The organism is Vibrio sp. J2-4, assembly GCF_021728155.1.
Taxonomy (GTDB): Bacteria; Pseudomonadota; Gammaproteobacteria; order Enterobacterales; family Vibrionaceae; genus Vibrio; species Vibrio diabolicus.
In genome coordinates, this window is sequence record NZ_JAKKCN010000009.1 from 1 (window position 1) to 15780 (window position 15780).

Consider the following 15780-nt stretch of genomic DNA (forward strand, 5'->3'; position numbering starts at 1 on the left):
TAAATTTTGGACACTTGCTGATTACAAGCGAGTGATACCACTGCGGAGTGGTAGTTCAGTTGGTTAGAATACCGGCCTGTCACGCCGGGGGTCGCGGGTTCGAGTCCCGTCCACTCCGCCACTTATAGTAAGCCTCAGTCGAAAGACTGGGGCTTTTTTCGTTTTGGTTACCCGACTTACCTTAACCCCATTTCCATATTGAAACCTTGCATCGACATACCTTGCATCGAGAGGCAGACTTCCCTCTTCGCTATGCTTTCTAAGCCCTGTCATGAACTAGTTGATGACAGTCTCGAGCTCTCGTTTTGAGTACCAGCACGTGCTTACCAAAGATTCCTCTATAACATATTAGAAATATCTAGCTATGTGACAGAACTTAGTCGTTCGAGGTGTCGCTTTGTTTCTATCTCGAAAACAGAACAACTTTGAATATAAGTTCAGTGTCGCTGAGATCAAGTATGAGGACTCTAAACTTCTGCTAAGGGCTTGAACAACCTGAGTGCTAGCTCAGACCTTAGTTTGGTGGGATTTCAAGCCCGTTTGGGGGAGTGATCTCGCAATCATCCTCAATGCTTCTTTCTCTATAAAAATACAAACTCGCTCATTGCTAAGTATTGTGGAAGTTTAGCTTTGATGTTTGCGAGGAGCCTATATTGCCAAGGGAAGAGAAGTGATACAGATGAAAATGGGTAAATTAAAAGGCTCGTCTATGAATACTATCTATCGGCAATAGTTAGTATCTATGAAAATGTAGCGTAGCGATTCTTAGTATATTTGAAGGTATATCAAAGAATAAGGAGCATTCGTCCTTGAAGGGGAGTCTGAAAATTAGTTATGAAAAAAGCAGCTAGGTAGCTGCTTTTTATCTATTAAGTTACGTGTCTTTAAGAGTCCACTGGCTCCGTATGTTCCGGAGTGGTTATTGCTTGGTTGTTCTCTTCCATCTTTTTCTCTTCTGCTTTTGCTTTTTCAATCATTGGGGTGATTGTTGAGCCTTGAATGAGGATAGAGAAAACAACGACGGAGTAGGTCATTACAAGAATAATCTCTTTTACATCGATTAACTTATCTTGAATCACCCAAATACCAGATGGAATAGAAAGTGCCATCGCTAGCGCCAGGCCTCCGCGTAAACCGCCCCACGTCAAAATACGCACTGACCATGGATTATATTTTCTGTAACGTTTAAAGCCTATGTAAGAAAGAAATACACTTAGATAGCGAGCTGCTAGTACAAGAGGGACTGAAATAGCCATCATGATCCAGTCTTCTTTGTGAAATTCAAATAGCAGCATCGACATACCGATCAGTAGGAATAACACGCCATTCAAGAACTCATCGACGAGCTCCCAAAAGTGGTCAAGGTGGTCTTCACTCTCTTTTGAAAAGCCGATAAAGCGTGTCCAGTTGCCAATCATAATACCGGATACAACCATCGCGAGTGGGCCTGATACATGGATGTATTCAGCAAATGCATAACCTGCCGTTGGGACACCAATGGTAAGTAACAATTCCATTGAGTGATCATCGGTGGCACTGATTAAGTAGTGGAATAGCAAACCGAGGACGAAACCATAAGTGATACCACCGATAGCTTCTTGGATGAAGAGTAAGGTGACACTACCTACAGTTGGTGCCTCAGTACCAAATGCAATCGTAAATAGAGTGACAAAGATAACCAAACCGAAGCCGTCATTGAAGAGCGACTCTCCTTCAATCTGGGTGGAGATACGTTTGGGAGCATCGAGCTTTTTAACTATAGCCAATACAGCGATTGGGTCAGTTGGCGATATTAGAGCACCAAATAGTAAGCAGTAGACCAAATCAAATTGGATGCCAATTAACTGACAGAATCCGTAGAGCGCAAACCCGATAAAGAAAGTGGAAAATAGGGTGGCTCCGAGAGCCAAAACGGTAATTTCCCATTTTTGATCTTTAAGGTTCGGGAGTTTGATGCCTAATCCACCCGCAAATAGTAAGAAGCCAAGAATGCCCTTGAGCAAGAAATCTTCAAAGTTGATCCTTGTGACCGTTTCTGTCGCAATTTCGGTGAGGTGGAACCAGTTGTTTTGACCTGCAATTAAGATTAGAAGTGAAAGCACCATTGAACCTGCGGTAATCGCAATGGTGGTTTGCATCTTTCCTATCTTGCTGTTTACAAAAGCAATTAGCATTGCAGCTGCGGATAGAAAACATAAAGTATGATAGACCGACATAGAGCTCTCTATTTGTAACATTTTATGAATGGGATTCTCGACTGATGCTGCTTAAATAGCAAACATTTTTTCGCGATTATTTTGTAAGTTAAGAAGGAGATAAAATAATCATTAATTCCACGTTTAGACGTCTAGACTCCTGAAGTTTGTGTGATAGGATGGAATGATAACTAAAGGAATGAGGTTGTACTGTGGGAAGTAATGTAAGACAACAGATTGAAGCTCAATTGAAGCAACGTATTCTTTTGATTGATGGTGGTATGGGAACCATGATTCAGGGATACAAACTTGAAGAGCAAGACTATCGAGGAACGCGCTTTGCGGATTGGCATTGTGATCTAAAGGGTAACAACGACCTGTTGGTTCTAAGTCAGCCTCAACTTATCAAGGAAATTCACGCTGCATATTTAGAAGCGGGTGCAGATATTCTCGAAACCAACACGTTTAACGCAACAACCATTGCGATGGCTGACTACGAGATGGAAAGCCTAAGTGAAGAAATTAACTTTGCAGCTGCCAAGCTTGCACGTGAAGTTGCAGACGAATGGACCGCAAAAACACCCGATAAACCGCGTTATGTCGCAGGGGTTTTAGGGCCGACGAACCGGACTTGTTCTATTTCTCCTGATGTAAATGACCCCGGATATCGAAATGTTTCTTTCGACGAGTTAGTTGAGGCTTACTCTGAATCGACTCGAGCGCTGATTAAAGGTGGTTCTGACCTTATTCTTATCGAGACCATCTTCGATACTCTTAACGCTAAGGCTTGTTCATTTGCTGTTGAAAGTGTGTTTGAAGAGATGGGTATTGAGTTACCTGTGATGATCTCGGGGACTATTACTGATGCTTCTGGTAGAACATTATCAGGTCAAACTACAGAAGCGTTTTACAACTCATTACGTCATGTTAAACCGATTTCGTTTGGTTTGAACTGTGCGCTGGGCCCAGATGAGCTTCGTCCTTATGTTGAAGAGCTTTCGCGTATATCAGAATCTTTTGTTTCCGCTCACCCAAATGCCGGGCTTCCGAATGCATTCGGCGAATACGATTTATCGCCAGAAGATATGGCTAAGCATGTTCAAGAGTGGGCTCAAAGTGGCTTTTTAAACTTGATTGGTGGGTGCTGTGGTACAACTCCTGAGCACATTCGCCAAATGGCACTCGCGGTTGAAAATATCGCCCCTCGTCAATTACCTGATCTTCCCGTTGCTTGTCGCTTGTCTGGCTTAGAGCCGCTTGCCATTGATAAAGACTCTTTATTTATCAATGTCGGTGAGCGTACGAATGTAACTGGTTCTGCGCGTTTTAAACGCTTGATTAAAGAAGAGCTGTACGATGAAGCGCTCGATGTGGCTCGTCAACAAGTTGAAAATGGCGCTCAAATTATCGATATCAACATGGATGAAGGCATGTTGGATGCACAAGCTTGTATGGTTCGATTTTTAAACCTTTGTGCGTCAGAACCTGAAATCTCAAAAGTACCAATCATGGTCGACTCTTCCAAGTGGGAGGTTATTGAAGCCGGCCTTAAGTGCATCCAAGGCAAAGGCATTGTTAACTCGATCTCTCTCAAAGAAGGCAAAGAGAAATTCGTTGAACAAGCTAAGTTGATTCGCCGTTATGGTGCGGCTGTGATTGTGATGGCGTTTGATGAGATTGGGCAAGCAGATACACGTGAGCGCAAAGTTGAAATTTGTACCAACGCTTACCGAATTCTCGTTGATGAAGTGGGCTTTCCACCAGAAGACATCATTTTTGACCCAAACATTTTTGCCATTGCTACGGGTATCGAGGAGCATAATAACTACGCGGTGGATTTCATTGAAGCCGTTGGCGATATCAAACGTGATTTACCACATGCGATGATCTCGGGTGGTGTTTCTAACGTCTCATTCTCTTTCCGTGGCAATAACTATGTACGTGAAGCGATTCACGCGGTGTTCCTCTATCACTGTTTTAAAAATGGTATGGATATGGGGATTGTGAATGCGGGTCAGTTAGAAATCTACGATAACGTGCCTGAAAAATTGCGTGAGGCTGTGGAAGATGTCGTTCTTAACCGTCGTGATGACGCCACTGAGAGATTGTTAGATATCGCGGCGGAATATGCAGGCAAAGGGGTAGGTAAAGAGGAGGATGCCTCTGCACTTGAGTGGAGAACTTGGCCTGTTGAAAAGCGTTTAGAACACGCGTTAGTGAAAGGAATAACCGAGTTTATCGTTGATGATACCGAAGAGGCACGTGTCAATGCTTCAAAGCCATTAGAGGTGATTGAAGGCCCACTCATGGATGGGATGAACGTCGTCGGAGACTTGTTTGGTGAAGGTAAAATGTTCCTTCCTCAGGTCGTAAAATCGGCCCGAGTGATGAAGCAAGCGGTAGCGCATCTCGAGCCCTACATCAATGCAGAAAAGCAGGTGGGACAAACAAACGGTAAGATTTTGCTAGCGACGGTCAAAGGTGATGTACATGATATCGGGAAAAATATCGTTGGCGTTGTATTGCAGTGCAATAACTACGAAATTATAGATCTTGGTGTCATGGTTCCTTGCGAAAAGATCTTAAAAGTAGCGCAAGAAGAGGACGTCGATATTATTGGTTTATCAGGGTTGATCACGCCTTCATTAGACGAAATGGTGCATGTTGCAAAAGAGATGGAGCGTCTCGACTTTAACTTACCTCTTCTCATCGGTGGTGCAACAACGTCAAAAGCCCATACAGCAGTTAAGATTGAGCAAAATTACAAGCATCCAGTGGTTTACGTGAACAACGCCTCACGTGCAGTGGGCGTATGTACTTCTCTATTGTCAGATGAACGTCGCCCTGAATTTGTTGAAAAACTTGAAGCTGATTACGAACGAGTACGTGATCAACATAATCGAAAGAAACCGAGAACGAAACCAGTGACATTAGAAGCGGCTCGAGCGAATAAAGTTGCGATCGATTGGGAAGCTTATACTCCTCCAGTGCCTGTTAAGCCTGGGATTCATATCTTCGATGATTTTGATGTGGCTATATTACGTCAATACATCGATTGGACACCATTCTTTATGACTTGGTCACTTGTGGGTAAGTATCCAACAATTTTCCAACATGAAGAAGTTGGTGAAGAAGCAAAACGTTTATTCGAAGATGCCAACGAGTTACTTGATCGAGTTGAGCGAGAAGGCCTGTTAAAAGCGCGTGGAGTGTGTGGCTTATTCCCTGCTGCGAGCGTGGGGGACGACATTGAAGTTTATGCTGATGAAACTCGTACCGACGTTGTGAAAGTATTACGTAACTTGCGACAACAGACCGAGAAACCAAAAGGATTCAACTATTGTTTATCCGACTACATCGCACCTAAAGAGTCGGGTAAACATGATTGGATAGGGGCATTTGCTGTCACTGGTGGTATTGGTGAACGAGAGCTTGCTGATGAATACAAAGCACAGGGAGATGATTACAACGCAATTATGATTCAAGCGGTGGCGGATCGCCTAGCCGAAGCGTTTGCTGAGTATTTGCATGAGCGTGTCCGTAAAGAAATTTGGGGTTATGCTGCGGATGAAGATTTATCTAACGATGATCTCATTCGTGAAAAATACCAAGGTATTCGCCCTGCACCAGGTTATCCAGCGTGTCCTGAGCATACTGAAAAAGGACCGCTTTGGGAGCTACTTAATGTGGAAGAGAATATTGGCATGACTCTAACGTCCAGCTATGCAATGTATCCGGGCGCGTCAGTCTCTGGTTGGTATTTCTCTCATCCTGACTCACGTTACTTTGCGATCGCACAGATCCAAGAAGATCAGCTAGAGAGCTACGCCGATCGCAAAGGGTGGGATAGGATCGAGGCTGAAAAATGGTTAGGGCCAAACATTAACGGTTAAATTGATGTTTACCTCGTTCAAATGTAACAACTATTGAAACAACAAAGGGCTGCAGATACGCAGCCCTTTGTTTTATTGAGTTGAACTTACTTCTCAAACAACTCGGTGTGGAGTTTTTGTATGGCTTGTTTCGATACCGATTCATGGAGCAAGAAGCATAAGTTGTGAGGGCTAGCGCCATAACAAATCATGCGTAGGTTAAAGTCTTCTAGCGTGCCAAAAACCTGTTTCGCGTAGCCTTTACTCTCACTCATGTTGTTACCAATGAGAGCAACGAGGCATAGGTCATGTTCAACTTCTACCTTACATAGCTCTTCTAACTCTTCTCGTACAGCTTGCGGCAGCTGCGGCGCGCCGCCGGATGTATCGGTTTGATCAAGTGTTAACGATACACTGATTTCAGATGTCGTGATCAAATCGACAGAGATCTTATGCTTTGCAAGGATCTCAAAAACCTTTGCTAAGAAGCCGTATGCGTGGAACATGTTGGCGCTGCGTAGCGTTACCATGGTTTGGTTACAACGCAAAGCTAGCGCACGGAACAACGGCGAGCTTTCGGCTTGGTGACGAATCCAAGTGCCCCCTTTTTCTGGCTCTTTCGATGACCCTACAAATACCGGAATGTCGTGGCGCAATGCGGGTACTAGCGTAGAAGGGTGAAGGATTTTAGCGCCAAAGTTAGCCATTTCTGAAGCTTCACTAAAGCTGATCTCGGGAATTGGTGAGGCTTTTGGCGCAATTCGCGGGTCTGTTGTGTAGATGCCCGGTACATCAGTCCAGATTTCTAACCCTGCCGCTTTGACGCTCTCAGCAATTAAGGCGGCGCTGTAATCGCTGCCTCCTCGACCTAGTGTTGTTGTATTACCTGCTTCGTCAGATCCTATGAAGCCTTGAGTAACAACAACGGATTGTTGGCAAAGTGGTACGAGTTTATCTTGCGCAAGCGTCGAAATTGCTTCAATGTTTGGCTCCGCGCGACCAAAGTTGTCATCAGTACGCAGCACATCGCGGATATCAAAGCGCACTGCTTGAATGCCTCGCTCACACATTAACTGAGTTAGAATGTGCGTCGACATGAGTTCACCACATGCGACTAAATGATCGGTTAACTTCGCACTAGCTTGGATAGATGCAGCCTCGGCCAGGCTGGTTACGGTATCTAATATGCCATACACCTCGGCAGCAGTTTTCGTGCTGTCTTCGAGCTGAGTTAAAATGGCGTCATGAATGTTGGCCAGATTTTGCAGCAGCTCAGTACGGTGCGTTTGATCCTGTACACCATTGGCAAGTTCCACCAATAGGTTGGTGACGCCAGAACAAGCGCTGCTCACGACCAGGCGAGTATTTGGATTGTTTTCGATAATGGTGGCGCAACGACTCATTGCCTCAAAATTGGCAACACTGGTTCCACCGAATTTAGCTACGTTAAATGCGCTCACTGCGTTCTCCCACGACTTCCTAAAAAATTGTACATCCAATGTTTAGTGAGAAAAGGAACAGAGCAAAAAGAGAGGTATTTAGAATGCTATTTGAAAAATTTACCCTCAGAAGCCCTTCATCAGACTGCGCTGATGACAGTTGATGGGATTCAGCCCAATTCAACCGACAAGTCAAATCCTGCAACTTTGACTTACCTCGGCACTACTCCCCCTCAATGATTGGTGTTGGAATTGCGGTTCCACAAATCATCTACCTGGGTAGCGCTCCTCTTCTACATAAAGCTCAAACATTGAACGGTTTTGAGGCCTTAATGTCAATCAATATTTCAACCTTTATGGTGTTTTTTATTAACGATTTTGTGACACTGGTTTGACCTCCATACTTACGGCTAATTGCTGATAGAGGAAAAATCTATTAGGGTGAAGAACCCTACACCTGAGCCATGTTATTGAATAGAACTTTTAGAATGCTCAGGATAAAAGATAATCAAGGAGCTGACATGTCGATCCAAAGCTTTATTCCACCTCACCGTATTTTAATGGGACCTGGTCCTTCTGATATTTATCCTCAAGTGTTACAAGCACTAAGCCGTCCTACGGTAGGTCACCTTGATCCTCTGTTTATCGGTATGATGGATGAGCTCAAGCAGCTATTGAAGTATGCCTTTCAAACTGACAATGAATTCACTATTGCAGTTTCAGCGCCAGGTAGTGCAGGGATGGAAACCTGCTTTGTAAACTTAATCGAGGAAGGCGATAAAGTGATCGTCTGCCGTAACGGTGTATTTGGTGAACGCATGCGCGAAAATGTCGTCCGTGCTGGTGGTGAAGTTGTTATCGTCGATGATGAATGGGGGACGCCTGTTTCCATTGATAAAGTCGAGCAAGCACTCGAACAGCACCCAGATACAAAAATTCTTGCTTTTGTGCATGCGGAAACCTCAACTGGTGCAGTCAGTGATGCTCAAGCATTGGGTAAGCTGGCGAAACAGCATAATGCATTATCTATTGTTGATGCGGTGACGTCACTTGGTGGTGTGCCGTTAAAAGTGGATGAATGGCAACTGGATGCGGTTTACTCTGGCAGTCAAAAATGTTTGTCATGTGTACCAGGGCTCTCACCAGTGACGTTTTCTCCTGCCGCGATTGAAAAGATTCAAGCAAGAACAACACCAGTACAGAGTTGGTTCCTCGATCAGAGTTTAGTTTTGGGGTATTGGAGTGGAGAAGGCAAGCGTAGTTACCATCATACGGCGCCAGTTAATAGCTTGTATGCGCTTCATGAAGCTTTATTGATACTGAAAAATGAAGGATTAGAAAACGCTTGGGCTCGTCACCAACTGATGCATGAAAAACTCAAAAATGGCCTACAAAAGTTAGGCTTTGAATTTGTTGTGGACGAAGCTCATCGTTTGCCGCAATTAAATGCGATTTACGTGCCTGAAGGAATTGATGAAGCAAAAGTTCGTGCTCACTTGCTAGAAACCTATAACCTAGAAATTGGTGCAGGCCTCGGGGCATTAGCCGGTAAAGCGTGGCGTATTGGCTTAATGGGTTACGGCGCTCGACCTGAAAACGTTGCACTGTGCTTAAAAGCATTAGAAGAGTCACTCACTGAATAAACTATACCGCAATGAGATAAAGAAAAGCGAAGGTCATCCCTTCGCTTTTTTGTACTTATTACTCTGCACCTGAAGTGGGTGCTGGTGAGGCAGAGATTGCTTGAGAAGGTGGTCGGTAATTGACGTCACTGAAATCAATCTTCGGGAACAAAAACTGCGCTTCAGCTCTGATTTGCTCCGCTTTACTTGAGTCATCTAAGCCTTGGTAGGCCAAAATCAAATTATTATAAAATGCAGGGCGAGGCTTATCTTTGATGATTTTTAGCGACCAATCGATATAAGGCTGAATCAAGGTTGCGTCTTGTTGGTACAGCCCAATGTTTAAAAACGTGCTATAGACATCCCAATCAAACCTGTCTTTCCAAACTACAGGGTTACTGACTTGATTCAGAATATCAGGGTTAGTTGGCCTAGTGGTCTCAAACTTCGTCAATACATAGTTCGTATGCAATGCGCTTACCATGTAAAACGTAAACGTAACGGGAATTACCAAACTAAAGACTCGCAGCAAGCTTTTGGTCACATTACTAAAGCCGACTTGTCGATAACGAGAGACGCGCTGATCGACCCAGTACAGCAGGATAACGAAGATCAACCAATGTACGAGAGAGTGGTAGAAAGGGTATTCCAGTTGTGAGTGCAATACGATAGGTATAAACAAGGCCAGCAACGCAAGACGAGTTCCGCGTTTGGCTTGATAGATTCGATACAGTACCAGTGCCATCGCTAAGAAGATGCCGAGTATTGGCAGCAAACCACCTTCTACTCCCCAGTAAAGTAGCTCGTTATGCGGATGATCCATGGCTGGCAAACCAGCTGGGTAATTCTCATTTAGGGCATGTTGACGAGCCGTATACAGCATGTACTCAGATTCAAACTTGCCATATCCATAGCCAGTAAAAGGCTTTTCAATCACCATGTCTAATGTTTGCGGAAAAGTATACGCTCGAGGAGACTCCATATTTACTTTTTCTGCGGCTAACCCACCTCCATCAGGAAAGGCAAGATGCATGACAACTACTGAGAGTAAGAGCCCACTTACAAGCGACGTAACCCAGCGGATAAAGCGCCCTTTGGTTGCAAAGCGGTACATGTATGGAATGACCAACAACACGGCGATGACCGAGGCTAACCAACCAGTGCGTGAAGCCAACGCCACAATTAGTGGTAAAGTTAAAACTGGCACGGCATAGAGAAGGTAAACATCGCTTAACTTACGGTCGTATTTGTAGGGCTGACGTGTAAGTAAATAGCTGGCAATCACCAATCCTGTCGCAAGAAAGCTGGCCATTACATTGGGCTGTTGGAAAATACCATAAGGACGATTGGCCACCGTGTCGTAACCAAACGGATTGCCTGGTTTGAGATACAGATATTGTGTCAGACCAAAAATGGCTTCGATAACAACCGCAAGGACAATGAACCATAACAGGCGTTGGCGATGTTTATTACTGAAATGAAATTGTTGTAAGACAATAAAAAACAGGACGCCACACCACAGACCAATGAGCTTGTTGGCTGCCAAACTGCTATTCGCATTTGGGTACAGAATGGGCACCGTCATGATAAGAGCACTAATGAACAAGCCGATGGTTAATTTTGAGTAACGTAGCGCTCGATTATTCGCGAGTTGGTAGCACCCAATGCCTAATGCAAAGCTAAAAGCAATCCAAGTTGTCGCATTGAACGAAAGCGAAAGCCCCGAACCGCCGGGGTTGGGCATGAAAAAGTGCATTGCCAACACAAATAGTGTTGCCAAGGCAATGAGAAACTTGCGATTGAGGGGAACCTGTACTTTTTCGGGAGAAAGCTTTGTTCCACTTACATGTATAGTAGCCATAGTTATTGCGTTGTTTTGAATGAAAAAAGACCAGCACTTGCTGGTCTCGGTACTTTACCTGTTTTTTCTACTTCAACATAGGCTTAAGGAAGTGAGCTGTGTGCGAACCCTCGATTTGCGACACATCTTCCGGTGTGCCTTGAGCGATTATCTCGCCTCCACCCTGTCCCCCTTCAGGTCCTAGATCGATAATCCAGTCCGCAGTCTTAATGACATCTAGGTTATGCTCGATCACCACGACAGTATTTCCGTGGTCGCGAAGTCTGTGCAATACAGTGAGCAACTGCTGGATATCATGGAAGTGCAGGCCGGTTGTTGGTTCATCCAAAATGTACAAGGTTTTTCCTGTATCACGCTTGGATAGCTCTCTCGCTAGTTTCACACGCTGAGCTTCACCACCGGAGAGTGTCGTTGCCGCTTGACCTAGGCGAATGTAAGACAAGCCAACATCCATTAGAGTCTGTAGCTTACGTGCTATAGCAGGTACGGGTTCAAAGAACGTTCGGGCGTCTTCGACCGTCATTTCTAGCACTTCATCAATGGTTTTGCCTTTGTAACGTACTTCAAGTGTTTCACGGTTGTAGCGCTTACCTTTACATACATCACATGGCACATAAACGTCTGGTAGGAAATGCATTTCAACTTTAATGACACCATCACCCTGACAGGCCTCACAACGACCACCGCGTACGTTAAAGCTAAAACGTCCAGGCTTGTAACCGCGAGAACGCGACTCTTGTGTGCCTGCAAACAGCTCACGGATTGGGGTAAAGATCCCCGTATAAGTAGCAGGGTTGGAGCGAGGTGTACGACCAATTGGGCTTTGATCGATATCGATAACCTTGTCGAAGTGCTCTAAACCTTTAATCGATTTATAAGGTGAAGGCTGAGCCGTTGTCGCTCCGTTAAGTTGGGTATGCGCAATTTTAAAGAAAGTATCATTAATCAGCGTTGATTTACCTGAACCAGATACGCCTGTAATACAGCTGAATAACCCAACAGGAATTGAAAGATTAACGTTTTTAAGGTTATTACCTGTTGCGCCTAATAGCTCAACCGTTTTTTTCGGATCTCGCGGTGTGCGATCTTTCGGTACTGCGATTTCTTTAACGCCACTTAAGTACTGACCTGTCAGAGAATTCGGATTTGCGATTATCTCTTCCATGGTGCCTTCCGCGACAACATGACCACCGTGTACGCCAGCGCCAGGACCGATATCTATGACATGATCCGCACAGCGAATAGCATCTTCATCGTGTTCTACCACGAGTACGGTGTTGCCTAAATCGCGCAAATGAGTGAGCGTTTTTAATAAGCGTTCATTATCACGCTGGTGGAGACCAATCGACGGCTCGTCCAGAACATACATCACACCAACGAGACCCGCCCCAATTTGGCTTGCTAAACGAATACGTTGTGCTTCACCACCAGAGAGCGTTTCGGCGCTGCGAGACAGGTTCAGATAGTTCAAACCAACGTTAACCAAGAACTGCAGGCGATCGTTGATTTCCTTCATCACTTTTTCAGCGATTTGGGCGCGTTGACCCTCCAGTTTCAAGGAATGGAAGAATTCCAATGCATCAGCAATGCTGAGTTCAACAATCTCAGGCAGTGTCGTATCAGCAATAAACACGTTACGTGCTTCAAGGCGCAGACGAGTACCACCACAGCTTGAACAAGATTTAGTGGAGATGTATTTCGCAAGCTCTTCACGGACAGAGTTGGATTCTGTATCACGATAACGACGTTCGAGGGTATTCAGAATACCTTCGAATGGATGGCGCTTAACGCGAATATCGCCACGATCGTTGATGTATTTAAACTCAATCTCAGTGCGGCCAGAGCCCTTTAGAATGACATCTTGCGTTTTCTTTGGCAGAGAATTAAAAGGTGCATGGAGATCAAAACCATAATGATCGGCCAATGAGGTGAGCATTTGGAAGTAGTAGTAGTTCTTTTGATCCCAACCGCGAATCGCACCTTGTGCCAAGCTTAATGAATCATCTTGAATTACTCGGCTTGGATCGAAGTATTGCTGCACACCCAAACCATCACAAGTGCCACATGCACCAGCAGGGTTGTTGAATGAGAAAAGTCGCGGCTCTAACTCTTGCATGCTGTAACCACATTGTGGACAAGCGAAGTTGGCGGAGAAAATAATCTCTTCACCGTCGCCATCCATTGGCGCGACAACCGCAATTCCGCCTGATAACTCGAGCGTGGTCTCAAAAGATTCGGCTAAGCGCTGTTGCAGATCGGGACGAACTTTAAAGCGGTCTACCACGACTTCAATGGTGTGCTTTTTATGTAGCTCTAGCGTTGGAGGATCAGATAGATCGCATGTCTCTCCATCAATACGCGCACGAATAAAGCCCTGAGCTGCCAGGTTCTCAAGCGTTTTAACATGCTCACCTTTACGCTCTTTGACAATAGGGGCCAACAGCATCATTTTGCTGCCTTCTGGCATCTCCAGAACTTTGTCCACCATTTGACTGATGGTTTGTGCGGCAAGAGGGGCATGGTGCGTTGGACAGCGGGGTTCACCCACACGAGCATACAACAGACGTAAGTAGTCGTAGACTTCGGTAATTGTACCGACGGTTGAACGCGGGTTATGAGAAGTAGACTTCTGTTCAATAGAAATCGCGGGTGATAACCCTTCAATATGGTCTACATCGGGTTTTTCCATCAGAGACAAAAACTGACGAGCGTAGGCAGAGAGAGACTCCACATAGCGTCGTTGGCCTTCTGCATACAATGTATCGAAAGCGAGAGAGGATTTACCGGAGCCACTTAGTCCAGTAATGACAATCAGTTTATCGCGAGGGATTGTAAGATTAATGTCTTTGAGGTTATGGGTTCGGGCACCGCGAACTTCTATTTTATCCATCGTTTTTGCTCTATGTATAACCAAGTGGGGCAAGTATTACATAGTGTGAGAAATGTGCAAAGAAAATTACTGGATAAAAAAACAGTAAGAATAAAAGCCCAACATAATGCCGGGCTTTAGAAACAATAATTTCGTACTACGACGATGCTTTATACCGCTTTTTGTGTTGCGTGTTTACCTAACTCAGAGGCTTTTTCATCTTTTAGATAAAGGTTTTCAAAACAGTAGTTGGTTGCTTCGATGTAACCTTCAACACTACCACAGTCAAAGCGTTTGCCTTTGAATTTATAAGCCAAGACACAGCCCGCTTTTGCTTGTTTAAGTAGCGCGTCAGTGATTTGAATTTCACCACCTTTACCTGGCTCTGTGTTTTCAATCAGTTCAAAAATATCGGGAGTCAGGATGTAACGACCAATGATCGCAAGGTTGCTTGGTGCCGTGCCTTTCTCAGGTTTTTCTACCATGTCGTCTACGCGGTAGATGTCATCTTTGATCATTTCACCAGAGATAACGCCGTATTTGTGAGTCTCATCTTCTGGGACTTCTTGTACGGCAACGATAGAACAACGGAACTGTTTAAATAGCGCCACCATTTGAGCTAGCACGCCTTCTTCTTCGTTGACACAAAGGTCATCAGCAAGAACGACGGCAAATGGTTCGTCACCCACCAGTTCACGCCCGGTCAGAATCGCGTGGCCTAAGCCTTTCATCTCGCGTTGACGGATGTAAGTGAAGTTTGCAGATTCAATGATTTCACGGATATCTACCAATAGCTCTTCTTTATTGGTACCGCTAATCTGGTGTTCTAGTTCGTAGTTCTTATCAAAGTGGTCCATGATAGAGTGTTTGCCACGACCTGTCACAATACACATGCCGTTCATACCAGCTTGAATTGCTTCTTCAACGCCGTATTCAATAAGCGGTTTATTCACGACTGGCATCATCTCTTTTGGCATAGATTTCGTTGCCGGTAAGAAGCGAGTGCCATAGCCTGCAGCAGGGAACAGACATTTTTTAATCATTGGGGGAATATCCTATCTCGTTATTATCAAGAATCTGCGCATAACTTTAACACGAGAGGCGTCAATGAATCATGAATAAAGTAGGAAAAAGTGTGAGACTTAGTGCGGAAAAAAGATGAGCGACTCGTCATTTTAGTCATAAGAGTCGCGGCATCGCATCATGACATTAAGTTTTGATCTGCCCAAGCAATTGCCTGAACGCGATTCTTCACTGATAGCTTTTTGAATATCTGATACAAGTGCGATTTGATGGTGAATTCACTGACAAATAATTCCTCGGCCATTTGGCTGTTTGAGGCGCCAGCTTGCAAGCAACGCAGTACTTGCAGCTCGCGAATGGTTAGGTCTACCGTGGCTGGGGCAGTATGAGTGTTAATGACGTTACGGTAATAGTGTAAAAGTTGACTGGTTACATTACGCGGCAGCCAGTTTTGACCGTTAACAATGCCTTTTAATCCTTCTCCAATTTGCTCTAGCGTATCTTCGGAATAGAACAGCCCCTTTAATTGACCAAATGAAAGCAGCTCATCCGTGGTCAGCCTTTTAGGGACATTGAACACAACGGTTTCAAAGTTCTTCCATACCAGCGGTAAGTTTTTGATCGATTGAACGAGTGATTTATGTTCACTGAAGTCGATCAGTAGGATTTTATTACGATGCTGTGGCTTAGCTTCCATGAGTGCTTCGGTTGAAATCACCGGGATGCTCATATCAATGTACTTTTCGAGTGCTGCCACCTTTTTTTGCGCATTATCTTCCATACTGATCAGAAATAGCTTTCTTGCGTAAGCCGACTTTCTCACGTGTTCAAATCTCCCAGTGTTCAATAAAGGCCATAAGTTGGCATTAAAGAGAGGTTATAACCATAGCTTTACTGAA

Annotated in this window: 8 protein-coding genes, 1 tRNA gene and 1 riboswitch; of the genes, 3 read left to right on the plus strand and 6 right to left on the minus strand. The window is 44.7% G+C overall.

Features of this window, described 5'->3' with window-relative positions; all coding sequences use genetic code 11:
- The first annotated feature begins 44 nt into the window (after positions 1–44).
- A tRNA-Asp gene (locus L3V32_RS22500) sits at positions 45–121 on the plus strand.
- A 763-nt stretch (positions 122–884) separates the two neighbouring features.
- Here the strand turns inward: L3V32_RS22500 and L3V32_RS22505 are convergent.
- Entirely contained in the window at positions 885–2216 is a 1332-nt protein-coding gene (locus L3V32_RS22505) for a sodium:proton antiporter (RefSeq protein ID WP_053306797.1), read from the minus strand.
- 191 nt (positions 2217–2407) lie between these two features.
- Here L3V32_RS22505 and metH point away from each other — a divergent pair, with 191 nt between their 5' ends.
- Positions 2408–6088, plus strand: coding sequence for a methionine synthase (gene metH, locus L3V32_RS22510; protein ID WP_237285280.1), 3681 nt, complete (start codon positions 2408–2410; stop codon positions 6086–6088).
- 86 nt (positions 6089–6174) lie between these two features.
- Here the strand turns inward: metH and lysC are convergent, their stop codons facing one another.
- Positions 6175–7527, minus strand: coding sequence for a lysine-sensitive aspartokinase 3 (gene lysC / locus L3V32_RS22515; protein WP_134648147.1), 1353 nt, complete (start codon positions 7525–7527; stop codon positions 6175–6177).
- Between the two features lie 101 nt (positions 7528–7628).
- Positions 7629–7807, minus strand: a riboswitch (Lysine riboswitch).
- A 220-nt stretch (positions 7808–8027) separates the two neighbouring features.
- Between lysC and L3V32_RS22520 the strand changes: the two genes are divergently transcribed.
- Entirely contained in the window at positions 8028–9149 is a 1122-nt protein-coding gene (locus tag L3V32_RS22520) for an alanine--glyoxylate aminotransferase family protein (RefSeq protein ID WP_047009173.1), read from the plus strand.
- Positions 9150–9207: 58 nt separating this feature from the next.
- On the opposite strand, the gene L3V32_RS22525 is transcribed toward L3V32_RS22520, so the two are convergent.
- The 4 genes from L3V32_RS22525 to L3V32_RS22540 all read right to left on the minus strand — a co-directional run bounded on the left by L3V32_RS22525 (position 9208) and on the right by L3V32_RS22540 (position 15704).
- Positions 9208–10989, minus strand: coding sequence for a PglL family O-oligosaccharyltransferase (locus tag L3V32_RS22525; RefSeq protein WP_237285281.1), 1782 nt, complete (start codon positions 10987–10989; stop codon positions 9208–9210).
- 67 nt (positions 10990–11056) lie between these two features.
- Positions 11057–13879 carry an excinuclease ABC subunit UvrA gene (uvrA, locus tag L3V32_RS22530; RefSeq protein ID WP_046873583.1) on the minus strand — a complete coding sequence of 941 codons (2823 nt, stop codon included), beginning with the start codon at positions 13877–13879 and terminating at the stop codon, positions 11057–11059.
- Positions 13880–14028: 149 nt separating this feature from the next.
- Positions 14029–14901 (minus strand): UTP--glucose-1-phosphate uridylyltransferase GalU, encoded by an 873-nt coding sequence (galU, locus tag L3V32_RS22535; protein WP_005397418.1) that lies wholly within the window; start codon positions 14899–14901, stop codon positions 14029–14031.
- Between the two features lie 158 nt (positions 14902–15059).
- Positions 15060–15704, minus strand: coding sequence for a LuxR C-terminal-related transcriptional regulator (locus L3V32_RS22540; RefSeq protein WP_005397417.1), 645 nt, complete (start codon positions 15702–15704; stop codon positions 15060–15062).
- Between the last annotated feature and the right edge of the window lie 76 nt (positions 15705–15780).

Bases quoted from the DNA above. Each gene is read 5' to 3' on its own strand.
- L3V32_RS22505 (WP_053306797.1), bottom strand. From the start codon at position 2,216: ATGTCGGTCTATCATACTTTATGTTTTCTATCCGCAGCTGCAATGCTA.
- L3V32_RS22520 (WP_047009173.1), top strand. From the start codon at position 8,028: ATGTCGATCCAAAGCTTTATTCCACCTCACCGTATTTTAATGGGACCT.
- L3V32_RS22525 (WP_237285281.1), bottom strand. From the start codon at position 10,989: ATGGCTACTATACATGTAAGTGGAACAAAGCTTTCTCCCGAAAAAGTA.
- uvrA (WP_046873583.1), bottom strand. From the start codon at position 13,879: ATGGATAAAATAGAAGTTCGCGGTGCCCGAACCCATAACCTCAAAGAC.
- galU (WP_005397418.1), bottom strand. From the start codon at position 14,901: ATGATTAAAAAATGTCTGTTCCCTGCTGCAGGCTATGGCACTCGCTTC.